Here is a 25,699-nt window from a genome sequence, read left to right as displayed (position 1 = left end):
AGCACGAGTTTCGCTGCGCGAAATCGTGATTCGACCCCAAAGCCTGCGCTGTGTGGGTGGCGCTCAAAGCCTGCGCTGCGGGGAAATTGGGGTCAGACCCCGGGGGATCAGCGGGTCACGCGAGCAGGGCGTCGCGGCATTCGATGTGCTCCAGGGTGTCGAGCACCGGGTTGGTCTTGAATTCGTAGCCGTGTGCCAGGCGCCATTGCAGCTCGCCGATCCACACCGTCACGCGGGCGAGTTCGGCGGCGTATTCGTTCAGCTCGATGCCGAGCACGTTGTGCGGGCCGGTGACGAGGTCGGCCTCGCGGTCCAGGCCCAGCTCGGCGGCGCGCAGGTGGCTGCGGTGCTCGATGTCTTTAAGGCACTTCAAGGCCAGGAACAGGAAGTTGCCGCTGCCACAGGCCGGGTCGAGCGCGCGGTAGTGTTTGAGGCGGTCGAGCCAGGTGATGAAAAGCTGGTGCGCGGCGCGGTAGTGCTTGTCGCCTTTTTTGGTGATTTTGGCCGCTAGCGCTTGTATGGCTTGCGCTACCAGCTCCCATTCTTGTAGCAAGGGGCGGCGAATCACCGGGTCGATCAGGCGCTCGATGGTGGCCGGGTCGGTGTAGTGCGCGCCGAGCTGGCTGCGCTTGGCCGGGTCAAGACCGCGCTCGAACAGGGTGCCGAAGATGGAGACGTCGATGGCGCTCCAGTCGAGTTCGGCGGCGCGGCGCAGTTCGGCCAGGTCGGGCGCGCTGAGCTGGGGCACGGCAATGGTCTGGAACAGGCCGCCGTTGAACCAGGGAATATCGTCCACGCCATACAGCCCGCCGCTTTGCATGGCGGCAAAGAGCTGCGAGAGGCCCTGGGTGAGCCGCTCGGGCGTGGCGCCCTTGTTGTTCAGCAGGCGCTCGAACAGGTGGCCGGGCAGCAGGCCCACGTCTTCGGCAAAAAAGCAGAACAGGCACTGCGTGAGGAAGTGGGCGACTTCGTTGGCGCGGTGCTGCTGGCTGGCTGCATGGGCGTCGGGCGCCGCATCGCTTGGCGCGGTATCGGCGGCCGCGCGCCCGCGCTGGCGCAGGCCTTCGGCCAGGGCGGCAAAGCTGCGCGCGGCGGCTTCGGTGATGTCGCGGCTGGTCTGGCGCGGCTGGAAGCTTTGGGGCGCCAGCCAGATGCGGCGGAGCAGGGCCAGGTTTTCGGGCTGGTCCATCTCGGCAATGCGCACTTCGTGCGTCTCGCTCGGGTGGCCGGTAAACTGGGTGTGGATGCGGATGGTGAGCCGGTCGGACACCACCAGAATCGGCGGGTTCGCCAAGGCGAGGCTGTAGGTGAGCAACTGCTTGAGGGCCGCGTCCAGGTTCTTGCCCGGCGCCTTGTTCTCCCAGGCGAACACGCCGCGCATGAACACGTCGGCGTAGCCGGTCTTGCCGCCGATGACCGCGCTTTTTTCCTCGAAGCGGTAGCCCTCGGCGCTGCCGGGCTTGGGCACGCCCAGCAGCTCGCACAGGTCGAGAAAGTGGCTTTGCGCGCCTTGCTCTTCGTTGAGTGCGTAGGCAGGGCCGGGAACGCCGCCGGGCGTGCCCCATTTGGCGATGAAGTCTTGGGGGGTCATGGCGGGGCGTGGAATTCAGTAGCCGTGCAGGGCGTAGTCGAGTGCGTCCCAGATGGCCTGGGCATCGTGGCCGAGATTGGCCAATGGGCTGCGGAGTTCGCCAGGTTCAAAGGAACCGATGGCCAAAGTCTCCAGCACGAAAGCTTGCCCTGCCACCTCCAGCATCGGGTTCAGCACGCTGGCGTGTTGTGGGGTGTCCAGGGGGGCGAGTGGAACGGCCATGACGGCGATAGGGCGCTTGAGGAAATGGCTTTGCACTTGCACCACGTAGGGGTGGGTGGCGCGCAATTCCTCCAACGGGTGCGGGTAAACGTCAAACTGCGCCATCGGTCGCCACTGCCTGCTGCGCTTTGGCCTTGCGCCACTCGTGAATGCGGCGCGCCATGGAGCCAATGTTGGCCATGCGCTGGTTCATGGCATCAATGGCTTCCTTGTTTTCTTCTTCCCATTGGGTGCGTGCTGCATCCACTTCAGCCGGGCTGCGCGCGGCGGCGACGGCGCGGCGGGCCAGGCGCTCGGGGGTGAGCCAGCCGTCGCCTTTGACTGGTGGCGCGGTTTGGTAGCTGGCGGTTTTTTCTTCCACCGTGTGGGGGGCGGGCACTACTTTCACCGGTATGAGGGTGATGGTGCCGTCGGGCGCTTGTTGCACCTTAAACAGCTGCCCCGCATATTTTTTACCCAGCGATATTTGGCCGCTGGCGCCGACTTCTTTGAGCATGGTAGGCTCCTTGCATGTGTTCATGCCATCATGCGGCATGAAATTTCGTCGGTCAACCTCTAGTGTCCTGAGTTAGAAGTTTGTTGACGAAATGAAGAGGTCGAAATCGTCGTCAGGCAAGGCGCAAACCGCAGCGATAGCCGTCGCTATCGCGAGGATTTGCAACGCCGCATGGCGGCGATTCTCGGCATCTTTATGAAACGAACTTCTAACTCAGGACACTAGGCATGGCCGCCTTGAGCTGGTACAGCGCGTCGAGCGCCTCACGCGGGCTGAGCTTGTCGGGGTCGATGGCGGCCAGGGCGGCTTCCACGCGGCTGGGCGCGAGCATTTCGGGCGCGGGTGGTGGGGCGAACAGGTCCACTTGCAGCTTGCCTTCGCCGGCCCGCGCCTCCAGGGCTTCGAGCGCGTGGCGCGCGTGGTTGAGCACGGCGGCGGGCATGCCGGCCAGTTTTGCCACCTGAATGCCGTAGCTGCGGCTGGCCGGGCCGGGGGCGATTTCGTGCAGGAAGACGATGTCGCTGCCCGATTCGGCCGCGCTGACATGCATGTTGACCGCGTGGCGCGCTTTGGCGGGCAGTTCGGTCAGCTCGAAGTAGTGCGTGGCAAACAGCGTGAAGGCGCGGGTCTTGTCGTGCAGTTGGGTGGCGATGCTGCCGGCCAGCGCCAGGCCGTCAAAGGTACTGGTGCCGCGGCCGATTTCGTCCATCAGCACCAGACTGTGCGGCGTGGCGGCGTGCAGGATTTGCGCGGCTTCGAGCATCTCCAGCATGAAGGTCGATTGCGCGTTGGCCAAATCATCCGCCGCGCCAATGCGGGTGTGGATGGCGTCGATGGGGCCCAGGCGGCAACTGGCGGCCGGCACGTGGCTGCCGATGCTGGCGAGCAGCACGATCAGCGCCACCTGGCGCATGTAGGTCGATTTGCCGCCCATGTTCGGGCCGGTGATGACCTGCATGCGCGTGTTGGCGTTGAGCCGCGTGCTGTTGGCGATGAAGGCGCCGCTCGACGTTTCCGCCAGGCGCGCTTCCACCACCGGGTGGCGGCCGGCTTCGATCTCGATGCAGGGCTCGCCCACAAACTGCGGCGCGCACCAGTTCAGCGTGAGCGAGCGCTCGGCCAGGCAGCACAGCACGTCGAGCGTGGCCAGCGCCTCGGCCAGGCGGGTGAGCGCCGGCACGTGGGGCTGGAGCTGCACCAGCACCTGGTCGTAGAGCCATTTCTCACGCGCAAGCGCCCGCTCGGAGGCCGACAGTGCCTTGTCTTCAAACGCCTTGAGTTCGGGGGTGATGAAGCGCTCGGCGTTCTTTAAAGTCTGGCGGCGGCGGTAGTCCTCGGGAACTTTGCCGAGCTGGCTGCTGGTGACTTCGATATAGAAGCCGTGCACCTTGTTGAACTGCACGCGCAGGTTGGCGATGCCGCTGCGTTCGCGCTCGCGCGTTTCCAGGTCAAGCAGGAAGGCGTCGCAGTTGGTCTGGATGGCGCGCAGGTCATCGAGCTCGGCGTCGTAGCCGCTGGCGATGACACCGCCGTCCCGCACCAGCGCGGCGGGCTCGGGGGCGATGGCGCGCGCCAGCAGGGCGGTGCAGTCACTGGGCGGTGTCAGCACAGAAAAAATATGGGTCAAATAGGGCTCTGGCGCATACCCTGATTGCGCTAGCAGCTCTGTTTTTTGTAGTGTCTGACCCAGCGCCAGCAATTCGCGCGGGCGCACCTGGCCGAGGGCCACGCGGGCGGTGATGCGCTCCACATCGCACACGCCCTTGAGCGCGGCGCGCAGGCGCGTCCAGCTGCCGTCGTTGCGCAGCGCAGTGGTGGCCGAGAGGCGTGCGCGGGCCGGGGCGCGGTCGCGCTCGGGCTCCAGCAGCCAGCGGCGCAGCAGGCGGCTGCCCATGCCGGTCATGCAGGTGTCGAGCAAGGAAAACAGCGTGGGCGCGTCGTCGCCGCGCAGCGTCTTGACGAGTTCGAGGTTGCGCCGGGTGCTGGCGGGCAGGTCGATCAGCTCGCTGCCCCGCTGCACGCGCAGGCTGTGGATGTGCGTCAGTGGTCGGCCCTGCGTGTGCTCGGCGTAGTGCAGCAGCGCGGCGGCAGCGGCGTGGGCCTCGTGCAGCTCGTGCGCGCCAAAGGCCTGCAGCGTCGCCACTTGCAGGTGCGCGAGCAGGGTGCGCTCGCCCAGCGCGGCGTCGAACTGCCAGTCCGGGCGCGGCGCCAGCGGGCAGCCAAAAACGCCTTGCTGGTGCAGGGTTTTGAGGTGGTGCTCAAAGCGCTCGGTGGCGCCGGCGCTGTAGATCAGCTCGCTGGGCGCAATGCGGGCCAGCCAGGCGGGCAGTTCGTCCAGTGCGCACTCGGCCAGCAGCACGCAGCCCTGCGTCACGCTCAGCCACGCCAGGCCGCAGCGTGCGCGCTTGCCGGCGTGCACGGCAAGCAGGGTGGATTCGACTTTGTCGGACAGCAGCTCGGTGTCGGTCAGCGTGCCGGGCGTCACCACGCGCACCACCTTGCGCTCCACCGGGCCCTTGGCGGTGGCCACGTCGCCCACCTGCTCGGCAATGGCCACCGATTCGCCCATGCGGATGAGGCGTGCCAGGTAGTTCTCAAGCGCGTGAAAGGGCACGCCCGCCATCACCACGGGCTGGCCGGCCGACTGGCCGCGCTGGGTGAGCGTGATGTCGAGCAGGCGGGCGGCCTTTTCGGCATCGGCAAAAAAGACCTCGTAGAAATCGCCCATGCGGTAGAGCAGCAGCGTGTCGGGATATCCGGCCTTGAGGGCGAGGTACTGCTGCATCATGGGCGTGTGAGGGATGGGCTCCTTTTCTTGCGATGTCAATTTGAAAGTCCGTTTTAAATCAATAAGTTACGATATTTTAATGGAGCCATTCGTGCGGCATAGGCCTACCATCGCCACCATTCGCGTGGGGTTGGCGTGAATGGGCACCTGCCCATTACTTTGTTGCAAGTCGGACTCCGTCAACATCAAGCACCCCCTCGCTTTGCATTCGTCTCAGCGTTCTGTAAAGCGCTTCGTGAGACAGCCCAAGCTCGGCTGCCCACGACTTGCGGGATTGGTTGAGAGTCAAAATACCATCAGCGCCTTCGGATTCAATGTAATGGCTGATGCGGTCGGCCGCGCTGTTGAGGCTCAGGCGCTCGCATTGCGCCCGAAGTTTTCGGATCTCTTTGGTCAACTGCGATTGCCAAGCGCTGCGAAATATGGGGTCCTCTTCCAAGGCGGCGCGAAACGCGGCGACGGGAAGCATCAGGATGGTCGTGGGCTTGGTCGTGATTGCATCGCAGTGGTAAGAGCGGGCTTCAAGACTCGCCTCGGCAAGGAAGCCGCCCCGCGAGCGCTGCAATATCACCTCGCTGCCGTTGCGGGCCAATCGAATCAAACGTGCCTCCCCTGAGACCACCAAATAGACGCAACGGACGGGATCACCAATGTGAAAGAGTGGCTCGTGTGCCTGTGCATCAAGGCGTTTGGCTTGTTGGCGCAGGCCGATCGGGATCAAGCCTGCGGCGGGTTGGGCCTCAATGAGGGAAGGCCAGTCCAGCTTTTCGATGGCGGATTGCATATGATTTGGATCATAACCCTATAGGGCTATGGAACCATAGGATGGGGCAGCGTCACTATCAGAGAAACACCATGTTCAAAACCCTCATCACCTCATGTGCCCTGGCCACTCTCGCATCGGGAGCACAAGCCCAAATGAGGGGTTCCACGGCCATGGACCATTCAAACATGGACGATGCCGCCCATATTACGATGATGGAACAAACTCAGCGCCAGGCCGCTGTCGCCGAGCGCGGCAAGGATGTGATGCCATTCAGCCTTGCGGCGACCACGCACGTCTTCAGCAAGACTGCCGAGGGCGGTGTGCAACAGGTGGTGGCCAAGAGAGCCACCGATGCGGCGCAAGTCCACTTGGCGCGTGGCCATCTGCAAGAGATTCGCGAGCAGTTTTTGAAAGGGGATTTTTCAGGGCCATCGCACATTCACGGCCAGGATATGCCCGGTCTCGCCGAACTCAGAGAGGCGAAGGCAGGCCAGATCTCGATCGACTACCAAGACATCAAGGGCGGCGGCCAGTTGACTTACAGGACGGCGGATGCCTCCCTGGTGGCGGCCCTGCACACATGGTTTGACGCACAGTTTGCCGACCACGGCAAGGATGCCATGGAAGGTCACGCCAACCACGGCGATATGAAGTAGCAAAGAGCGCTACTTCGTCTTTAAAGCGTTGGTGTGCCGCACTTGGGGTTGTGATAGATGCCGATTTCGATCATGCCGATTGGACCTCTGAACGCTCATACCACCCCTTGCTGTTGTTGGCGATGCTCACCACCAGCAACATGGCGGGCACTTCGATCAACACGCCCACCACGGTCGCCAGCGCCGCCCCGGAGTTGAAGCCGAAAAGACTGATCGCAGCGGCCACCGCCAATTCGAAAAAATTGGAGGCACCGATCAATGCGGATGGGCAGGCAATGTTGTGCTTTTCTCCTGCCACGCGATTGAGCCAATAGGCCAGCGCGGAATTGAAAAACACCTGAATCAGGATCGGCACCGCCAGAAGGCCAATCACGAGAGGCTGCTTTAGGATCGCCTCGCCCTGGAAGGCGAACAGCAGCACGAGCGTGGCGAGCAAGGCCGTGATCGACCACGGTCCGATTTTGGCCATCGTGGCGTCGAATGCCGATTGCCCCTTGGACAGCAGAAATTTGCGCAGCAACTGCGCCAGGATCACCGGAATCACGATGTAGAGGGCGACCGAGGTCAACAGGGTGTCCCATGGCACCGTGATGGCGGACAGGCCCAACAGAAACGCCACCAGCGGCGCGAAGGCGATCACCATGATGCTGTCGTTGAGCGCGACTTGCGAGAGCGTGAACAGGGGATCACCGCCAGTGAGTCGGCTCCACACGAAAACCATGGCTGTGCACGGCGCGGCAGCCAGCAAAATCAGTCCGGCAATGTAGCTGTCGAGCTGGTCAGGCGGCAAAAGTGGAGCGAACCAGTGGCGAATGAATAGCCAGCCGAGAAACGCCATCGAGAACGGCTTGACCAGCCAGTTCACAAACAGCGTTACGCCAATGCCCTTGACGTGCTTGCGCACTTCGCCCAGAGCGGAGAAGTCCACCTTGACCAGCATCGGGATGATCATCACCCAGATCAGCAGGCCCACCGGCAGGTTGACCTTCGCGATCTCCATGCGGCCGACCGCTTGAAACACGCTGGGCAGGAGTTGTCCCAGCGCGATGCCAGCGATGATGCATAGGAACACCCATACGGTCAGATACCGCTCGAACACGCTCATGGGGGCGCCGGTCGCCCGTTTTGCTGTTGCTGCACATTGGACGCTCATGTCATTCCTTTGCGAGTTCGCGGGCGGTTGTTTGAAGCAAAGCCTTGTCCAGCTTGCCAGACGGCAGCTTGATCAAAAGGTCAAACCGGCACTTGATCAGGTGAACGGTCTTGCGGAAGGCTTCAAACTTCTGGTCATCGGGCGCGTCGCCTTTGGAAGGATCGTCAAGCATCCATTTGGCGAGCGTGTCAACATGCACATGGAATCGTTTCATGGGGTTTGACTTGGTGGGGTTAGCGAAGTAATCGGCCCGCCCGTGCCGCAAATCGTGCCGAAGAAACACGTGGCGTTGGCCTGCCGAATATGGCATGGTGGAACGCAGCACTGGCAAAGACCGAAGTAGCAATGGTGCACATTGCCCGCGGGTTAGCGTGGTCGTGGGCTGCGTCATCGACATTGGTGAGCTCGTGCCGAGCCGCTTGGGTCCGGCACAGGCATCCCGTTTGAGAGAGTGATCAAGACGACGTACCCGAGCCGGTGCCACGTTCCACTTCTCATGATGGAGGATGCCATGGCTCAACGCAAGCGGCCCACCACCCAGTCGGCCATCACCCTGACTCACCCCAATGCCGCTGGTATCGACATCGGCAGCGTCGCGCACTTCGTGGCCGTGCCGCCAGACCGCGACGATGAACCCGTGCGCGAGTTCGCCAGCTTCACCGCCGATCTGCACCGCCTGGCAGACTGGCTCGACGCCTGCGGCGTGGACACCGTGGCCATGGAGTCCACCGGGGTCTACTGGATTGCCTTGTACGAACTGCTCGAAGCGCGCGGTTTCACTGTGCTGCTGGTCAACGCCCGTCACGTCAAGAACGTCTCGGGCCGCAAGAGCGATGTGCTGGACTGCCAGTGGCTGCAACAACTCATGAGCTTTGGTCTTCTGCGCGGTGCCTTCCGCCCGGCTGATCAGGTCTGCGTGCTGCGCTCGCTCAGCCGCCAGCGCACCATGCTGCTGCGCAGCCAGGGCCGCTTCGTGCAGCACATGCAAAAGGCCCTGACCCAGATGAACATCCAGCTGGCCAATGTCATCTCCGACGTGGCCGGCGAGACGGGCCAGAAGATCCTGGGCGCCATCGTCGCCGGTGAGCGCGATGGCCTGGCTTTGGCCCGCCTGAAGAATTCGCGCATCCGCGCCAGCGAGGACGAGATCGCCAAGAGCCTGCAAGGCAGTTGGCGCGCCGAGCACCTCTTTGCCTTGAAGCAGGCCCTGGACGCGTTTGACTTCTGTGGCACCCAACTGGCTGAGTGCGACGCGCAGGTTCAGGCGCAGTTGCAGGCCCTGCATGTGCGCGAAGACGAACCGGCCCAAGGCAAGAAGCGCGGGCGCGCCCGCAATGCCCCCAAGTTCGATCTGCGCACCCAGCTCTTTCAGATGTGCGGTGCGGACCTCACCCGCATCGACGGCATCGACGTGACCACCGCGCTGGTGGTGGTCTCCGAGGTGGGCGCCGACATGTGCAAGTTCCCCAGCGACAAGCACTTCGCCTCCTGGCTGGGTTTGTGTCCGGGCACCAAGATCACCGGGGGCAAGGTCATGAGTGGCAAAACCAAGCGCTGCGCCAACCGCGCGGCCCAGGCGCTGCGGCTGGCGGCAGCGGCCCTGCGTTCGAGCCAGTCGGCGCTGGGGGCGTACTACCGGCGAATGTGCGCGCGCATGGACAAACCCAAGGCCGTCACGGCCGCTGCCCACAAGCTGGCCCGACTGATCTACGCCATGCTCACCCACGGGCAGGAATACACCGACCGGGGGCAGGATTACTTCGAGGAGCGCTACCGCCAGCGGGTCTTGCACAACCTCGCCCAAAAGGCCAAAGCCATGGGCATGCAGCTCGTGCCCTCCGACAGCACCGCTTGAAAACACCATGAAAATCAATCAGTTATCTGGTGTTTCTTGAGAGCAGCTGCAAGCCGTTGCCGCAGGGCTCAGGCAAGCGGCTCCTTGGCAGCAGTTTTCGGTGAGGTAGCTCAGCAGCTCGTTCATGGTGGCGAACGACGCGCGATAGATCAGGTTGCGCCCTTGGCGCTCTTGGCTGATGAGCCCTGAGTGGGCGAGCTCTTTGAGGTGGAAAGACAGCGTGTTGGGCGCGACATCCAGTTGGTCGGCGAGGATTCCGGGAGTGAGCCCAGCGTCGCCTGCCATGACCAACGCGCGAAAGACTCGCAGGCGCACTTCTTGGGCAAGAGCAGCAAGGGATTTGACAACGTCGATTTCTTTCATTTAGCAACTATACAACTATTATTGAAATATTGCAGAGTGCTTTGACTGGAGCATCGAAAGCCGGCCTGCCAACAGTCAACACCAAGCTTTAAAGGCCGTGCTGCACCATGGGCGTGTGAGCGGAAAGGCCGGTGGCGCAGTGCACTTGGGGACTCCGGTCATGGTGGTGGGGACGCTCTCGGTGCTGGTGGGTGCAATCCATCGAAAGATCCATTGCCCATGACGAAGTCGCTTGTGCGTGCGGTGAGGTCCGTGCCATAAGCTGTCTGATACACAAGGTTTTCATGATGGTTACTTTTTGTAATACCATGCCGCGGCAGGCTTGGCTCCGGCTATTGCTGATCGGGGCATTGCATGGCCTGCTACTAATCACGCGGGAGGGTTTTGTGTGACCGTGAACCCGTCAGTGCGCCTATCCGACTCGGCGGTGCCTGCTGCTCATACGGCGTGGCCGGCTGCGCTGGCGAGCGTGCCCGCCATGCTCGATGCAGTGCCAGTGGCGCTCCTCCATTTTCAAATGGAAGGCGCTGAGTTGCGCTTGCAGTTTGCCAATGCTGCGGCACACCGCCTGCATGGCCTGCGGGCCGTGCGCACGCCTGCGGTGTCGGCTGCCAAGGTGTTTGTGTTGCTCGTGGGCACGCACTTGCTTGAGCAGTTGCACGCTGTGGCGCACTCGGGGGTACCGCTCGATTGCCAGCATGTGTTGCGTGACCAGGGGCAGTTGCGTCTGGCCTGGAAAATTCATGCGGAGTGCACACAGAAAAACCACGTTCTGGTGACGGTGCAGGACATCGCTGAATCCGAGGCCTTGGCGGGCAGTCTGTTGCACGCCCAAAGCACGCTGGCCGAAACCCAGCGCGAACTGCGTGAACAAACCGAGGTGTTTGGGACCATGGAGAGCATGGGGCGCTCGGGCTATTGGCGGCGCATACGCGATGAGGGCGAATCGGTGCTGCTGTGGTCGCCCGGCCTGTGCGACATCGCGGGGCTGGATCGGCAGGAATGGATCAGCACCGAGCGTGCTCTCAGTGGCGTGCTGCCAGAAGATCGACAGGTGTTCGAATCGGCGCACGGAGCCGGCTGCGACAGCGATATCGAATACCGCTGGCGCCGGCCCGATGGGCAGGTACGCTGGATGCGCGCGCGCGTGCGCCTGCCTGCGCAGCAGGACGGTGTGCTGGTGGAAATGGGCGTGGTGCAGGACGTGACCGACGAGCACCGATCGGCAGAACGCATGCGCGATCAACTGGATTTCATTCAGAGCATTGCCAGCCGTGTCCCGGGGTTCATTTACCAATGCCGCGTCCACCGGGATGGCAGCCACAGCTTGCCGTACGTGAGCGAGGCGGTCAATGAAATGATGGGCGTGTCCAACACACTCGTGCGCCAGGACCACCATGCGCTGGAGCGCAACGTCGTCAAAGGCGATATTCCCATGCTGCGCCGTGTGGTGAGGCGTGCCGTGCGCACGCTTGAGCCGTGGCATTGCGAGTACCGCGTGCAGGCACCAGATGGCTCGGTGCGCTGGCACATGACCAGCGCGGCCTTGCAGGCGGAATCCGACGGCTCGGTCCTGATGCATGGCTACACGCAGGACATTACCGACCGCAAGCATGCCGCCCAGGAGATCGAGCGCCTGGCTTTCTACGACCCGCTCACCCAACTGCCCAATCGCCGCTTGCTGCTCGATCGACTCGATCGCCTGGTCCTCGGCAGCCAGCGCAGCCACCAGCACGGGGCCTTGTTGTTCATCGACCTGGACAACTTCAAGGATCTGAACGACACGCTGGGCCATGACATGGGCGATCAACTGCTGATTCAGGTTGCGCAGCGCCTCTTGGGCAGCGTGCGCCAATGCGACACCGTGGCGCGCTTTGGCGGCGATGAATTCGTTATCCTGCTCGACGGTCTTCACCGTGATATGGACGAGGCCGCGCGGCAGACCGAGGCCATCGCGCGAAAATTGCTTTCGGCGCTGAACCAGTCCTTCGAACTGGCGGGCCAGAAGCACTACAGCACGCCCAGTATTGGGCTGACGCTGTTCGGCCAGGAGCGGCTGAGTGTGGAAGAGCTCCTCAAGCGAGCCGACCTGGCGATGTACGAAGCCAAGGCTGCAGGCCGCAACACCCACCGCTTCTTTGACCCAGGCATGCAGCAGGCGCTGCACGAGCGCTCCAGCCTGGAGGCCGATCTGCGCCAGGGCCTGGCGGGCGGCGAGCTCTTTGTGCACTACCAGCCGGTGGTCGATCACAAGGGCCGTGTCATGGGTGCAGAGGCGCTGGCCCGCTGGAGCCACCCGGTGCGCGGCGCCATCAGCCCGCTGGAGTTCATTCCCCTGGCTGAGCAGACCGGCCTGATCCTGCCCTTGGGCAAGCAGGTGATGCGCAGCGCCTGCGAGCAACTGGTGCAGTGGGCCAAACATTCACACACGGCGCACCTGAGCATTGCCGTCAACGTCAGCGCCCGGCAGTTTCGCCAAGCCGATTTTGCTGCCCAGGTGATGCAAATCCTCCAGGAGACGGGCGCGAACCCGTTCAGGCTCACGCTCGAACTGACCGAGAGCCTGCTGCTCGGCGATATCGAGGAGGCGATACAGCGCATGGTGCAGCTCAAGCGCGAAGGCGTAGGCTTTGCTTTGGACGACTTTGGCACAGGCTACTCCAGCCTGAGTTACTTGAAGCGTTTGCCTTTGGACCAAGTGAAGATCGACCGGGGTTTTGTGCGCGATGTGCTGACCGACCCGAACGATGCCGCCATTGTGCGCAGCATCCTGGCGTTGGCGCAAAGTCTCGACCTGGAGGTCGTGGCAGAAGGGGTCGAGACGGCTGGGCAATTGGGCTTTTTGCGCCTGCACGGTTGCGAGAAGTTCCAGGGTTTCCTGTTTGGTCGCCCAGGCCCTGCCGCAGATATCGAGGCACAGGCCCATGGTGAGGTTTGAAGCACCGAAGCATGGCTCCGGCGGCGGGAAGCGCCTGCCATGCTGATGGGCGCTCCTGCGGAGCAGCGCGTGCCCTGGTTCAGGGGGGTTGTGGCCGTGCTGTTGTTTTCGCTTGTGGGCGCTTGGCTCGCGGTGCTGGCGTTGCACGAGCAGCGCTTGGCCGAGCGACAGGTGCTGCGACAAAAAGTGCTCTCACGCGCCAGCAATGTACTGGCCGAGCACTCTACCCACAGTGCTGTGGTGGGCGCTGTGGCGCTCATGGGTCTGAACGAACCCTTGCTGAAAGCCGTGGCGCTAGGGGTGCGAGCGCCCGATGCCCCTGCTGCTCTGGGAGCGCTCGCCGCCGCACGCGAACGCTTTGGACTGGACGGTGCGTACGTGATCAATGCCCACGGAATCGTCGTGGCGCATCAGACGGCAGGTGCCAGCTCCACAGGTCTCGATGTCGGTTTTCGTCCGTATTTTCAACAGGCCATGCGGGGCCAGATCGGCATCTACGCGGCCATTGGCTCCAAGACGAACACCCGTGGTCTCTACATTGCCGCGCCGCTGTATGCGGGCAGCACGGTGCAGACGCCCATCTTGGGTGCGGTGATGTTCAAGCTGCCGTTTGCTGTCGTGGACGCTGCGCTTGCTGGTACGGGCCTGACGGCGCTGCTGCTTTCGCCACAGGGGGTGGTGATGGCCTCCAGCCGCCCTGAATGGTTGTACGCGCTGACCCCACCACTGACGCAGAGCCGCATTGACGCCATTGCGCGCCTGGGTCAGTTGGGCCACTATTTCGATAACGGGGTGGCCTCGGAGCTGCCCTTTTCATTGGGCTTGTCGAAGGTTCTGATCGACGGAGTCCCGCAAGCTGTGGAGCACCAGGAGATGGACTGGGGCGACCCTGGAGGCCCCTGGTCCATGGTGGTACTGGAAGACATCTCACAGGTCATGCCATGGCCGGTGCGCCTGCGCTACGGGGGCATGGCTTTTGTGTTCTTGGCTTTGCTGGGCCTGTTGGTGCTCGAATTGCTGCGCAACCGCGCCCGTATCGCGGCCACGCAGCAGCGCCTGTTCGTGCTGGGCGCGGCGCTGGAGAACAGTCCTCTGGGCGTGGTGGTGACCGATGCCCAGGGGGTGATCGAATGGGTCAATCCTGAATTCGAGCGCAATACCGGCTATTGCCTCGATGAGGTACGGGGCCACAAGCCCTCACTGCTGGCCAGCGGCAAGACACCCATGCAGACCTTCAACGGTATGTGGGCCGCTGTCATGACCGGGCATGCGTGGAAGGGGCATTTCATCAACCGCCGCAAAGATGGCACCGAATACCACGAGGAGGCAACGCTCTCGCCCGTGCGCGATGCGCGTGGGGTCTGCGTCGGCATGGTGGGCCTGCACCAAGAGGTCTCGCAGCGTATGCGCGAGCAGGAAAAATTGCGGCGCAGCGAGCGCAGGCTGAAGGAGTTGCTGGAGCAACAGAACGCCATTTTTGACAATGCGCCGCCCGTGCTGTTGGCATGTGACGGTGCCATGCACCTGTTCAATCCGGCTTTCGTGGCCTTGCTGGGCGGCACCCCCGAGCAGTTGCAGGACCAGCGCGTGAGCATGCTGTTTGGTAGCCCGGAGCAGCATGCCGCGTTTGCCGCACACGTGGCGCCGCAACTGGAGCAGGGCCTGCCGGTGCGCGAGAACTGGGCCGTGCAGCGGCTGGACGGCCGTGTGATAGACGTTCGCATGTCGGGGCGCGCCGTGCATCTGGATGGGTACCCCAATGCCGCCTTGTGGGTCATTGAGGATGTGACCGAGGTGCACCGCGCTGAACGCACCATGCGCGAGACGAGCGAGCGCCTGGAGTTGGTGCAAGAGGCGGGGAAAACGGCCGTTTTCGATGTCGACCTGCGCATCGGGCGCTGTCTCTGGCGCGAGAAGATCGAAGGGGTAGAGGGCATCGCCGAGCGGGTATTTGACGACTGGCGTGCCATCTGGCTTGACCGTCTGTGGCCAGCGGACAGCGCCGCTGCCATGGCGCGCATAGACGCAGCGCTGCAGGGCGATACCTGCAGTTTCCACGATGCCTGGCGCCTGCAGCGTCTTGAAGAGGGAGTGCGCTGGTACGCCTGCACCGCCCATATCCAGCGCGACGGCGAGGGCAAGGCCGAGCGCATCGTCGGCGTTATCGTGGATATCGACGCCTACAAGAAGCTCGAAGAGCAGGTGGCGGCTCAGGTCCAGTTCCAGCAGGTGCTGATGGACACCATCCCGGTGCCCATTTTTTATAAGGACGACCAGGGCCGTTATCTGGGATTCAACCGGGCCTATGAGCAAGCATTTGGAATTCGGCGCGAGGACTTCCTGGGCCGGACGGTGCAAAGCCTGGTGTATTTGTCGCAGGATGCACGCGACCGCTTCGAGGCCGATGCGCAGGCGGCGCTGCAGGGGGGCACGGCCGTGCACCGCGAGATCGTCATGCCCCAGGCAGACGGGCAGCCGCACCACATGCTGTTCTGGTTGCAGGGTTTTCGCCGGCCTGATGGTGCGCCGGGCGGGGTGATTGGTGTCTTTGTGGACATCAGCGACCGCGAACGCGTGCAGCAGGAACTGCGCCATGCCAAGGAGCTTGCCGAAGAAGCCACGGCGCTCAAATCCAACTTCCTGGCCAACATGAGCCACGAAATCCGTACGCCCATGAACGCCATCATCGGGATGTCGCACCTGGCGCTCAGGTCGGGGTTGAACCAGCGACAGCACGATTACGTCAGCAAGATCGGCCAGGCCAGCCAGCACCTGATGGGGGTGATCAACGATATTCTTGATTTTTCGCGCATTGAGGCGGGCAAGCTGCGCATTGAAGCACAGCCTTTCGTGCTCGACCAGGTGCTGGGCGGTGTCGTCGATGTGGTGAGCCACAAGGCCAGTGCACAGGGCTTGGAGCTTATTTGCGATGTGGCGCCCGACGTGCCGCCCAATCTCGTGGGGGACGCCCTGCGCATCGGGCAGATTCTCATCAACTACACCAACAACGCCATCAAGTTCACCGAGCGCGGCGAGGTGGGCATTGTGGTGCGCGTGCAGCAGCGGCAGGGCGAGCAGGTCCTGCTGCGTTTCGAGGTACGGGACACCGGAATTGGTCTCGCCCCCGAGCAGATTGAGCGCCTGTTCCAGAGTTTCCAGCAGGCCGACACCTCCACCACGCGCCGCTATGGCGGCACGGGCCTGGGGTTGGCCATCAGCAAAAGTCTGGCCGAACTCATGGGCGGCGAGGTGGGCGTGCGCAGCCTGCCGGGGCAGGGCTCCACTTTCTGGTTTACCGTGCCGGTGCAGCGCGGCGCACCGGCACGGCCTCTGCTGCCGGCCCCTGATTTGCGCGGCCTGCGGGTGCTGGTGGTGGACGACAACGTGCATGCTGCCACGGTGATCGCCGAGATGCTGCAATCCATGAGCTTTGAAGTCGAGCAGGCCCATTCGGGCGCCGAGGCGCTGCGGGCCTTGCAACGCGCCACGCCGCAGGGGCAGGCCTTTGACCTGGTCGTACTCGACTGGCAGATGCCAGGGATGGATGGCCTGGAGCTCGCGCGGCGCATTGGTGAGCTGCGCCTGCCACGGCTGCCGCGGCGCGTCATGGTGACCGGCTTTGGCCGTGAAGACGTGCTGGGCTCCGCGCGGCGCCAGGGGATTGAAGAGGTGCTCATCAAACCAGTGAGTGCCTCCGTCATGTTCGACACGCTGATGGCCGTCCTGGGTGACCACGGCGAGCTTGCGACGGACTCTGTCGCAGCGGCGCCACTGTCGCCAGCCTGTGGCAGTCCGCAGTTCGCTGCCTTGCGCGGTGCGCGTGTGTTGGTGGTCGAAGACAACGAACTCAACCAGCAGGTGGCGCGTGAAATGCTGGAAGAGGTGGGCGTTGTGGTGGAGGTCGCCAGCAACGGCGAGGAGGGCGTGGCCATGGCGAGCGCGCGGCCCTTTGACCTGGTCCTGATGGACATGCAAATGCCGGTGATGGATGGGCTGGAGGCCACGCGCAAGCTGCGCGCCGAACCCCGCTTGGCGGCGCTGCCTGTGATCGCCATGACCGCCAACGCGCTGGAGGCCGATCGCGAGCGTTGCCTGGATGCCGGCATGAACGACCATCTGGCCAAACCCATGGCCGCGGAAAACTTGTGGAAGACCCTGCAGCGCTGGCTCGCGCCAGCCGCCCGGGGGGCTGTGGACACGCCCGCTACCGCCGACAGGCCCGGAGCGGGTGCGGCCTTGGACGACACCGTGCTGCCAGCGGTTCCGGGCTTGAATCTGGTGCAGGGTTTGCGCAGCACCATGGGCCGGCGCGCGCTTTACGCCGAGACACTGCGGCGCTTTCTCGGGAGCCAGGAGCATGCGCCGGCACGCATCGGCGAAGCATTGGCCGCGGGTCATGGCGAAATTGCGCTGCGCGAGGCCCACACCTTGCGCGGCCTTGCGGGCATGGTCGGGGCCACGGCAGTACAAGACGGTGCTGAGCGGCTTGAAGAGGCGCTTCGCAACGGCCCCCAAGATGATGAAGCCGTGCGGCCTTTGCTGGAGGCGCTGAAGGCGAATGTGGACCAATTGCTGCAATCACTGCAGCCCTGGTGTGGGCGGGTGCAGGGGCCTGCTGGTGGTGCTTTGCCCGGGGCGATTGCAGCAAGTCTGGCAACGGGTGGATCGGCCCGGCAGGACCCTGCTTCGCGCGAGGCAATCAACACCGCGCTGCAGCAATTGCACGAGCTGTTGCAGCGCGACGACCCGGCGGCAGGCGTTTTTGTGCAGAGCCATGCCGCGCTGCTGCAGCAGGCCTTGGGCTCGGCACTGCCCGCGCTCCAGGCCCACCTTGAACAGTTTGACTACGAAAACGCGTTGCGGCTCTTGGACGGGCAGCGCGTGGCGTTGGCACAAGCGCCCGGCTATCCGCCAAGGCACCGCCGCAAAGGGAGTTCCCATGCAACGTGAAAATGGCCTGACCGCCTCGGTTGAATGGCGCGACCGGCACTTGCCCACCGTGCTGGTGGTGGACGATACGCCGGACAACCTGGCATTCATGTCCGAGCTGCTGGGGGAACACTACCGTGTGAAGGTCGCGAGCAGCGGTGCCCGCGCACTCAAGGCCGCCCAGGCCGAGCCTGTTCCCGACCTCGTCCTGCTCGACATCATGATGCCGGACCTGGACGGCTATGAAGTGTGCAGGCAGCTTAAAGCCACAGCCGCCACGCGCGACATTCCGGTTATTTTTTTGACGGCGCTTGCCGACACCGAGGACGAGCGCAAGGGTTTTGCATTGGGCGCGGTGGATTACGTCACCAAACCCGTGAGCCCGCCCATCTTGCTCGCGCGCGTGCAGACGCATCTGGCGCTCAAGGCCACGGCGGATTTTCTGCGCGACAAGAGCGCCTACCTGGAGCGCGAAGTGGCCTTGCGCACGCTGGAAGTGCAGGCGATCCAGGACGTTGCCATGATGGCGCTGGCCTCACTGGCCGAGACGCGCAACGATGAAACCGGCAACCACATCCGGCGCACGCAGCTGTATGTGAAGGCCTTGGCCGAGAGACTGCGCACGCACCCGCGCTTCGAGCCGGTGCTAAGCCGCTACATGATCGATCTGCTCTACAAATCGGCGCCACTGCACGACATTGGCAAGATTGGTGTTTCCGACCTGGTGTTGCTCAAGCCCGGCAAGCTCACCGACGAGGAGTTTGAATTGACCAAGGCGCATGCGCGACTGGGAAGCAAGGCCATCGAGAGCGCCGAACGGCAGCTTGGCATGCGGGTGCGATTTTTGAGTGTGGCCAAGGAAATGGCCCGCAGCCACCATGAGCGCTGGGACGGCACAGGCTACCCTGACGGCCTGGCGGGCGACGCCATTCCCGTGCCGGCACGGCTGATGGCGGTGGCCGACGTTTACGACGCGATCATCAGCGAGCGGGTGTACAAAACCGCTGGCACGCACGAGCAGGCTGGCATCGCCATCGTGAAAGGCCGGGGGACGCAGTTCGATTCGGATGTTGTCGATGCCTTTATCGACATCGCCGAAGAGTTCCACACCATTGCGCTGAACTATCCGGATTGAACGGCTGGCTTAGATCTCCGCGTCGTCTTCCGGCTTGCTGGGGACATTGCTCGGCGTCTCGCTCGCAGAAGCAGCTTCCGACAGCTCCTGCGCCGCCTGGCGCACGGCGGCTTTGTCACCGGCGCCGGCGAACTTGCTGTATTTGCCCAGAATCTGCACCAACTGGCCGTAGATGCGGGGCGTGCCGGCCAGGCATTCGCGTTGCTCCAGAAAATCGGATTCACCGGTGAAGTTGCCGATCAGGCCGCCGGCCTCGGTCACCAGCAGTGAGCCGGCAGCTACGTCCCAGATGGACAGGCCGGTCTCAAAAAAACCTTCGGTGTAGCCGGCGGCCACGTAGGCCAGATCCAGTGCAGCGGCACCGGGCCGGCGCAGGCCGGCGGTGCGCTGCATGACGTCGCCCATCATGTTCAGGTAGCTCTTGAAGTTGTCGCCCGGGCGGAACGGGAAACCCGTGGACAGCAGCGACTCCTTGAGCTGCGTGCGCTTGGAGACGCGGATGCGCCGCTCGTTCAGGAAGGCGCCGCGCCCCTTGGTGGCCGTGAACAGGTCGTTGCGGCTGGGGTCGTAAATGACGGCCTGCTCCATCTTGCCGCGCACCGCCAGCGCAATGCTGACGCAGTACACCGGGAAGCCGTGAATGAAGTTGGTGGTGCCGTCCAGCGGGTCAATGATCCAGACGTATTCCGAATCTTTCGCCCCATGCTCGCTGCCTGACTCTTCCGCAACGATCCCGTGGCCTGGGTAGGCTGTCAGCAGCGTTTCGATGATGGCGCGCTCGCTGGCGTGGTCGACTTCGGTAACGAAGTCGTTGATCTGCTTTTGCGAGATGCGCACCGATTCCACGTCAAGCGCCGCGCGGTTGATGATGGCGCCGGCGGCGCGGGCGGCCTTGATGGCCACGTTGAGCATGGGGTGCAGGTTGGGGGACGACATGGAATTTTTAAGCGGGAGGGCGGCGCGCCAGAGCGGCGCGGCGCACAAGGTGCAAGAACGGAAAATCGCTGACCGGCGATGCGGGCAGCGACAATAAGCCTCCGATTTTACGCGTCTGGCTCTTGAGTTGCCCGCGACCGTCCTATGAAAACCCGCTTCATCCTGATCAACACCAGCCACGCCGGCAATGTGGGCGCCACCGCGCGCGCCATGAAAACCATGGGCTTTGGCGACCTGGTGCTGGTCGCCCCCCGCTGGCCCAACGTGCTGCGGCGCGAGGAAACCATCCAGCGCGCCAGCGGTGCTCTCGACGTGCTGGAGAACGCGCGTATCGTCGCCACGCTCGACGAAGCGCTGGATGGCGTGAACCACCTCTGTGCCACCGCCATGACGCCGCGCGACTTCGGCCCGCCCACGCGGGCGCCGCGTGCGCATTTTGAATTGCTATTGAAAGAAGAGCTGCTTGCGCAGATGGGACAAGCGCTGGAGGCTGAAAACACTTCAAACCTGGTGGTGGAGTCGCCTGCTTCTGCTTCTGCTCCGGGCGCGCAGAGCGCTGAGGCAGGCATCGCCTTCCTGTTTGGCTCGGAACGCTTTGGCATGCGCAACGAAGACGTGTACCGCTGCCACGTCGCGCTCTCGATCCCCACCAACCCCAAGTTCAGCTCGCTCAACCTCGGTGCTGCGGTGCAGCTCATCGCTTACGAATGGCGCCAGGCATTGGGCGGTTTTCCCGTGCACAGCAGCGTGCCTGCGTCGCAGCAGGCCGATGCCCAGCAGGTGGCCGGCATGCTGGCGCACTGGGAGGAGGCCCTGGCCGCCATTGGTTTCCTGGACCCGGCAGCACCCAAAAAACTGATGCCGCGCCTGAACCAGATGTTCAACCGCGCGCAGCCGACACAGGAGGAAATCCACATCCTGCGCGGTGTCGCCAAGGCCATGCTGCGGACCGCAGCCCAGGCAAAGCACTAAACTGGCTGCCTGCCTGCTTCATTCTCTCGTTCCCATGTTCTCCCGCCTGCGCTCCGATATCCAATGCATCCTGGAGCGCGACCCGGCCGCGCGCAGCTCGTTCGAGGTACTGACCTGCTACCCCGGCCTGCACGCCCTGTGGCTGCACCGGCGCGCCCACTGGTGCTGGACGCATGGCCTCAAATGGCTGGGGCGCTTCATCTCGCACTTCGCACGCGGGTTCACCGGCATTGAAATCCACCCCGGCGCCAAGATCGGCGAGCGCGTGTTCTTCGACCATGCCATGGGCGTGGTGGTCGGCGAAACCGCCGAGATCGGCGACGGTTGCACCATCTACCAAGGCGTGACGCTAGGCGGCACTTCGCTCTACAAGGGGGTCAAGCGCCACCCGACGCTGGGAAAGGATGTGGTCGTCAGCGCCGGCGCCAAGGTGCTGGGCGGTTTCGAGATTGGCGATGGCGCAAAAATAGGCAGCAACGCCGTGGTGATCAAGCCCGTGCCCGCAGGCGCCACGGCGGTGGGCATTCCGGCGCGCATCATCCCCTCGAAGGAAGGCCAGAGCGCCGACGTGACCGAGCCACAGGCCCCCAAGTTCACGGCCTACGGCATTACGCAGGAGGACGACCCCCTCTCGCAGGCCATGCGTGGCCTGGTGGAGAGCGCCGGCTCGCAAGAGCACCAGATCGCGCTGCTCTGGCAAGCCATTGAAAAGCTCTCGGCCGGCCAGCATACCCAGGGCTGCGTACCGGGCGACGCGGCGCTGAAAGAGCAGTTCGAGGCGGGCAAGCTCAACGACCTGATCGGTAAATAGCAGCGCGCTTGTGTGCTCTTTTATTGAGAGCTGAAAGCGCTTAGTGTGTAAGCGCTATAGCCAGTTTTCATGATATTTTTCGACGGTGTGGCGCGTGCGCTCAACTTCGCGCGGGCCGCTGCGCCGTCTTGGGCCTGAACGCCTTGCACACGGCCTCGTGGGTCTCCAGGTACGGCCCGCCGATCAGGTCGATGCAATAGGGCACGGCGGCAAAGATGCCGGCCTGGATCAGACTGCCGTCTGCAGCGCGGGCGCCTTCCAGCGTTTCGGCAATCGCCTTGGGCTGGCCGGGCAGGTTGATGATCAGGCTTTGGCTGCGAATCACCGCCACCTGGCGCGACAGGATGGCTGTGGGGACGAAGCGCAGGCTGATACTGCGCATCTGTTCGCCAAAACCCGGCATTTCTTTGTGCGCAATGGCCAGTGTGGCCTCGGGCGTCACGTCGCGCGGGGCGGGGCCGGTGCCGCCCGTGGTCAGCACCAGGCTGCAGCCGGCGTCCACCAGGGCCACCAAAGTGTCGCTGATGGTCTGCTGTTCGTCGGCAATCAGGCGCGGCAGAAACTCGATGGGGTTGTGCAGCGCGCGCGCCAGCCAGTCCTGCAGCGCGGGCAGGCCCTTGTCTTCGTAAACGCCGCTGCTGGCGCGGTCGCTGATGGAAACGATGCCGATTTTCACCGGCTCGGGTGGGGGCAGGCTGGGGTCAGTCATTGGGCTCGTCTTCGTCAGGGGCCTCTGTTGCGTCGTCGGCTTCGCTTGCGCCGCCAAGGGCGGTACGCACCAGCGCAAACAGTTCGCGGTAGGCGCGGCCCTTGCGCGGGGCCAGGCCCGTGGATTCGGCAATCTTGGCGTCGTGGGCGCTCTGCGCGTCCTTGCGCGCCTGGCGGATCAGCGCGCGCAGTTGCTGGATATCGGTGTCGGGGTGGTGGGCAATCCATTCGGCCTGCGCCGCATCTTCGCTGATCAGCCGGTCGCGCCACTGTTCCGCCTGGTGCAGCGCCATCTTCTCTTGTGCCGAGCCGCTGTGCTGCACATCCAGCGCGGCGCGGGCGGCTTCCACCGTGGCCTCGTCGAGCTTGCGCATGAGCTTGCCGACAAACTGCATCTGCCGGCGTTTGCCCTCGAAATTGGTGATACGGCGGGCTTCGGCGAGCGCATCTACCAACTTATCGGGCAGTTTCAGGCCGGCCAGCAAATCGGCCCGCAGCGTGAGCAGATCTTTGCCCAGGTCCTGGAGCGCATCGCTCTCGCGCTTGAGGTCGGTACGGCTCGAATCGGCCGTGCCTTTGAGCTCGGCTTTGAGTTCGAGATCCAATTCGCTGCCTTCGGCAACGAACTGACCGCGCACGTAGTAGCCTTTTTTGGGTTTGCGTGACATGTGAAATGGGGGTTGGGGCAGCACGGGCTGCCCGGGGCGCTCTCCTGATGGAGAAGCCGCAAGTATCATAGCCCTCGCCATGAACCCAACCGACTCCCGCGCCGACACCGGCTTCAGCTATTCCCGCCCGTTTTTTGAAGAACTGGTGGACCAGGCGTTGCAACACGCCAAAAAACTCGGCGCGAGCGATGCCGCCGCCGAAGCCTCCGAGGGCAGCGGCCTGTCGGTAGGCGTTCGCAAGGGCGAGCTCGAGACTGTGGAGCGCAACCGCGACAAGTCGCTCGGCGTCACGGTCTATGTCGGCCAGCGCCGCGGTAACGCCAGCACCTCGGATTTTTCGCGTGCCGCCATCGAGCAGACCGTGCAGGCGGCCTATGACATTGCCCGCTTTACCGCCGCCGACCCCATGGCGGGTCTGCCCGATGAAGGCGATATCGCCCTGCCCGAGACGCATCGCACCGATCTGGAGCTGTTCCACCCCTGGGCCCTGACCAGCGAAGAGGCAGCGCGCATCGCGCTCGAATGCGAGGCCGCAGCCTTTGCCACCAGCCGGCGCATCACCAACAGCGAGGGCGCTGGCGTGTCGGCCCAGCAAAGCCATTTTTTCACCGCCCACACGCGCGGTTTTCGCGGCGGCTACGCCACCTCGCGCCACAGCCTCTCTTGTGCCCCCATCGCCAAAAGCCCCGGCAAGCGCGGCGACATGCAGCGCGACGCCTGGTACAGCTCCATGCGCGATGCGCAGGAGCTGGCCGCACCCGCTGACGTGGGCCGCTACGCCGCCGAGCGTGCGCTCGCGCGCCTGGGCAGCCGCAAGCTCCCCACGACACAATGCCCGGTGCTGTTCGAGTCACCTTTGGCGGCGGGCCTGCTCGGCGCCTTTGTGCAGGCGGTGAGCGGTGGCGCGTTGTACCGAAAAAGCAGTTTTTTGCTCGACTCGCTGGGCAAGCAGGTTTTCCCCAAGCACATTGATATTCTGGAAGACCCGTTCATCGCGCGCGGCAAAGGCAGTTCGCCTTTTGACGAAGAGGGCGTCCGCGTGGCGCCGCGCAAGGTGGTGGACGCCGGTTGTGTGCAGGGGTACTTCCTGAGCAGCTATTCGGCGCGCAAGCTCGGCATGAAAACCACCGGCAACGCCGGCGGCTCGCACAACCTCATCCTGAACTCGCGCCGCACGAAAAAAGGCGACGACCTGGACGCGATGCTGAAGAAACTGGGCACGGGCCTGTTCGTCATCGAGCTGATGGGCCAGGGCGTGAACTACGTCACCGGCGACTATTCGCGCGGCGCCAGCGGCTTTTGGGTGGAGAACGGAGAAATCGCCTACCCAGTGCACGAAATCACCATCGCCGGCAACATGGCCGCCATGCTCAAGGGCATCGAGGCGGTGGGCGCGGACGCGTACAACTACGGCGCCAAGACGATTGGGTCGGTGCTGGTCAATCGGATGAAGGTGGCGGGAAGTTGAGGGGCCTTCATGCGCTTTGGACAAAGCTATTGATCCATGCCGCTCACCGGTGAGCGGCTGCATTCGTTCAGCATGCTCAAACCTGCCTACACGCAGGATCAAAAGAAAAGCCCCCTGACTCTTGCGAATCAGGGGGCTTTGTTGCACAAAGTCGGCCCGCTGGGTTGGTATCTGCGCGAGAAACGCCAATTCGAAGTCACCCTCACCGACCGCAGGGGCGACACCCTCGTTACCACCTACGACCTGTAAGGCAACCAACTCGCGCGCAGCTTCAACGGCAAAACCGTCGCCTCCACCCTGTGGGACGGCGAGTACGGGTACAACGCGGCAGAGCGGTTAACGACATTCAGCGATACGCCCAGCTGAGCCAAATCACGCTGCCCAACAACAGCCAAGTTACCTACCAGAACTACCAATGGATGGTACCCACCAGCATCCAGAGCCCTGGGGCCGTCAAGACACTCACGCTAGACGCCTTGCAGCGCCCCATCAGCATTGCGGTCAAGAACAGCACCAGCCAACAACTACTGGCCAGCCGAAACTACCAATACGACAAGGCCGGCAACATCACCCAAATCAACAGCGACCTGGGGGAGACCCAATACGGCTACGACGGCCTGGACAGATTGACCCAGGCGGCCCCGGACCAGAACCTGCAAAGCCTGGGCTTGCCGGTAGAGCAATACGGCTACGACCCGGTGCACAACCGCATCAGCAGTGCGCACCAGCCGGGGGCCTGGAGCTACAACGCGGACAACCAGCTCACGCAGTACCCGAAGGTGCAGCCGTTTGAGGCAGGGGCTCCGGCGCTGGAGACGCAGGTGACGTACACGCCGCAGGGGCACACCAAGACAGAAACCAACAGCCAGAGCGAGAGGACATACGGCTACAACGCGGCTGAGCGGCTCACAAACTTCACCAGCACGCTCGCAGGACAAGCGAACGCACAAATAGAAGCCAACTACCGGTATGACCCGTTTGGACGGCGGATCAGCAAAGCGGTGAAGGAGGGGGCAACGACTAAGGCGACGTACTTCCTCTACAGCGACACGGGGCTGATGGGGGAGGCCAACGAACAGGGGCAGTTGACCAAGGCTTATGGGTTCAATCCAAGCAGAGCTCAAAAGGGGCTGTGGAGTACCGAGTCCGCCCTGAAGAATCCGCAAGTCATTGATATGGTTGGAAGTTCTTCGGCTTGATGGGCGCGGGATTTGCAAGGTATGGTGTTGGCAGTACCTGTTTTC

The 25,699-nt window shown here is 63.6% G+C and carries 21 protein-coding genes; 10 read left to right on the top strand and 11 right to left on the bottom strand.

All coding sequences use genetic code 11. The annotated features are described in order from the left end of the window. Nucleotides 1–115: 115 nt before the first annotated feature. From AC07ZH_RS16655 to AC07ZH_RS16635, 5 genes are all read right to left on the bottom strand, one after another. Entirely contained in the window at nucleotides 116–1,591 is a 1,476-nt protein-coding gene (locus AC07ZH_RS16655; RefSeq protein ID WP_495200613.1) for a DNA methyltransferase, read from the bottom strand. 15 nt (nucleotides 1,592–1,606) lie between these two features. Next, nucleotides 1,607–1,918, bottom strand: coding sequence for a CcdB family protein (locus AC07ZH_RS16650; protein WP_495200612.1), 312 nt, complete (start codon nucleotides 1,916–1,918; stop codon nucleotides 1,607–1,609). Beyond that, complete coding sequence (locus AC07ZH_RS16645; protein WP_495200611.1) at nucleotides 1,905–2,309, bottom strand: type II toxin-antitoxin system CcdA family antitoxin; 405 nt, start codon at nucleotides 2,307–2,309, stop codon at nucleotides 1,905–1,907. The genes AC07ZH_RS16650 and AC07ZH_RS16645 overlap by 14 nt, the downstream gene beginning before the upstream one ends. 208 nt (nucleotides 2,310–2,517) lie before the next feature. Next, the gene (gene mutS, locus AC07ZH_RS16640; RefSeq protein ID WP_495200639.1) at nucleotides 2,518–5,097 is read right to left on the bottom strand and encodes a DNA mismatch repair protein MutS; all 2,580 of its coding nucleotides are present in this window, start codon (nucleotides 5,095–5,097) and stop codon (nucleotides 2,518–2,520) included. A 154-nt stretch (nucleotides 5,098–5,251) separates the two neighbouring features. Continuing rightward, on the bottom strand, nucleotides 5,252–5,881 hold the full coding sequence (locus AC07ZH_RS16635) for a Crp/Fnr family transcriptional regulator (protein WP_495200610.1): 630 nt from the start codon (nucleotides 5,879–5,881) through the stop codon (nucleotides 5,252–5,254). 71 nt (nucleotides 5,882–5,952) lie between these two features. On the opposite strand from AC07ZH_RS16635, the gene AC07ZH_RS16630 reads away from it, so the two are divergent. After that, on the top strand, nucleotides 5,953–6,519 hold the full coding sequence (locus tag AC07ZH_RS16630; RefSeq protein WP_495200609.1) for an aspartate carbamoyltransferase: 567 nt from the start codon (nucleotides 5,953–5,955) through the stop codon (nucleotides 6,517–6,519). 70 nt (nucleotides 6,520–6,589) lie between these two features. Here AC07ZH_RS16630 and arsB read toward each other — a convergent pair whose 3' ends face one another. Together arsB and AC07ZH_RS16620 are read right to left on the bottom strand one after the other, a co-directional pair. Further along, entirely contained in the window at nucleotides 6,590–7,672 is a 1,083-nt protein-coding gene (gene arsB / locus AC07ZH_RS16625; RefSeq protein WP_199665424.1) for an ACR3 family arsenite efflux transporter, read from the bottom strand. 1 nt (nucleotide 7,673) lies between these two features. Then, on the bottom strand, nucleotides 7,674–7,997 hold the full coding sequence (locus AC07ZH_RS16620; protein ID WP_495200608.1) for a hypothetical protein: 324 nt from the start codon (nucleotides 7,995–7,997) through the stop codon (nucleotides 7,674–7,676). A gap of 186 nt (nucleotides 7,998–8,183) precedes the next feature. Between AC07ZH_RS16620 and AC07ZH_RS16615 the strand changes: the two genes are divergently transcribed. Beyond that, a complete protein-coding gene (locus AC07ZH_RS16615) occupies nucleotides 8,184–9,527 on the top strand; it encodes an IS110 family RNA-guided transposase (protein WP_495200607.1) in 1,344 nt (447 codons plus the stop codon). A gap of 18 nt (nucleotides 9,528–9,545) precedes the next feature. Here the strand turns inward: AC07ZH_RS16615 and AC07ZH_RS16610 are convergent, their stop codons facing one another. Next, on the bottom strand, nucleotides 9,546–9,890 hold the full coding sequence (locus AC07ZH_RS16610; protein WP_119110415.1) for an ArsR/SmtB family transcription factor: 345 nt from the start codon (nucleotides 9,888–9,890) through the stop codon (nucleotides 9,546–9,548). 394 nt (nucleotides 9,891–10,284) lie between these two features. Here AC07ZH_RS16610 and AC07ZH_RS16605 point away from each other — a divergent pair, with 394 nt between their 5' ends. Genes AC07ZH_RS16605 through AC07ZH_RS16595 form a run of 3 tightly spaced genes read left to right on the top strand, consistent with a single transcriptional unit; the run spans nucleotide 10,285 to nucleotide 18,892 of the window. Then, complete coding sequence (locus AC07ZH_RS16605; protein WP_495200638.1) at nucleotides 10,285–12,828, top strand: sensor domain-containing protein; 2,544 nt, start codon at nucleotides 10,285–10,287, stop codon at nucleotides 12,826–12,828. A 39-nt stretch (nucleotides 12,829–12,867) separates the two neighbouring features. After that, nucleotides 12,868–17,778 carry a response regulator gene (locus AC07ZH_RS16600; RefSeq protein WP_495200606.1) on the top strand — a complete coding sequence of 1,637 codons (4,911 nt, stop codon included), beginning with the start codon at nucleotides 12,868–12,870 and terminating at the stop codon, nucleotides 17,776–17,778. Continuing rightward, entirely contained in the window at nucleotides 17,768–18,892 is a 1,125-nt protein-coding gene (locus tag AC07ZH_RS16595; protein WP_495200605.1) for a response regulator, read from the top strand. Before AC07ZH_RS16600 ends, AC07ZH_RS16595 begins: the two co-directional genes overlap by 11 nt. A 9-nt stretch (nucleotides 18,893–18,901) precedes the next feature. On the opposite strand, the gene AC07ZH_RS16590 is transcribed toward AC07ZH_RS16595, so the two are convergent. Further along, complete coding sequence (locus AC07ZH_RS16590; protein ID WP_495200604.1) at nucleotides 18,902–19,828, bottom strand: inositol monophosphatase family protein; 927 nt, start codon at nucleotides 19,826–19,828, stop codon at nucleotides 18,902–18,904. 144 nt (nucleotides 19,829–19,972) lie between these two features. On the opposite strand from AC07ZH_RS16590, the gene AC07ZH_RS16585 reads away from it, so the two are divergent. Continuing rightward, the gene (locus tag AC07ZH_RS16585) at nucleotides 19,973–20,800 is read left to right on the top strand and encodes an RNA methyltransferase (RefSeq protein WP_495200603.1); all 828 of its coding nucleotides are present in this window, start codon (nucleotides 19,973–19,975) and stop codon (nucleotides 20,798–20,800) included. A gap of 34 nt (nucleotides 20,801–20,834) precedes the next feature. Beyond that, nucleotides 20,835–21,611 carry a serine O-acetyltransferase gene (gene cysE, locus AC07ZH_RS16580; protein WP_119110420.1) on the top strand — a complete coding sequence of 259 codons (777 nt, stop codon included), beginning with the start codon at nucleotides 20,835–20,837 and terminating at the stop codon, nucleotides 21,609–21,611. 100 nt (nucleotides 21,612–21,711) lie between these two features. Here the strand turns inward: cysE and mog are convergent, their stop codons facing one another. Together mog and yjgA are read right to left on the bottom strand one after the other, a co-directional pair. After that, complete coding sequence (gene mog / locus AC07ZH_RS16575) at nucleotides 21,712–22,320, bottom strand: molybdopterin adenylyltransferase (RefSeq protein ID WP_495200602.1); 609 nt, start codon at nucleotides 22,318–22,320, stop codon at nucleotides 21,712–21,714. After that, nucleotides 22,313–22,987, bottom strand: a complete 675-nt coding sequence (gene yjgA, locus AC07ZH_RS16570) for a ribosome biogenesis factor YjgA (protein WP_495200601.1) — start codon at nucleotides 22,985–22,987, stop codon at nucleotides 22,313–22,315. Before yjgA ends, mog begins: the two co-directional genes overlap by 8 nt. Nucleotides 22,988–23,066: 79 nt before the next feature. Between yjgA and pmbA the strand changes: the two genes are divergently transcribed. The 3 genes from pmbA (at nucleotide 23,067) to AC07ZH_RS16555 (ending at nucleotide 25,654) form a co-directional block, all read left to right on the top strand. Next, nucleotides 23,067–24,455, top strand: a complete 1,389-nt coding sequence (gene pmbA, locus AC07ZH_RS16565) for a metalloprotease PmbA (protein ID WP_495200600.1) — start codon at nucleotides 23,067–23,069, stop codon at nucleotides 24,453–24,455. Nucleotides 24,456–24,491: 36 nt separating this feature from the next. Then, on the top strand, nucleotides 24,492–24,704 hold the full coding sequence (locus AC07ZH_RS16560) for a hypothetical protein (RefSeq protein WP_495200599.1): 213 nt from the start codon (nucleotides 24,492–24,494) through the stop codon (nucleotides 24,702–24,704). 170 nt (nucleotides 24,705–24,874) lie between these two features. Beyond that, nucleotides 24,875–25,654 carry a hypothetical protein gene (locus tag AC07ZH_RS16555; protein WP_495200598.1) on the top strand — a complete coding sequence of 260 codons (780 nt, stop codon included), beginning with the start codon at nucleotides 24,875–24,877 and terminating at the stop codon, nucleotides 25,652–25,654. Nucleotides 25,655–25,699 lie beyond the last annotated feature (45 nt).

It is taken from the genome of Simplicispira sp. GW247-4R2A, from assembly GCF_059424465.1.
Note: the sequence above shows the minus strand (reverse complement) of the source record. Positions and strands in the feature narration are given on the sequence as shown.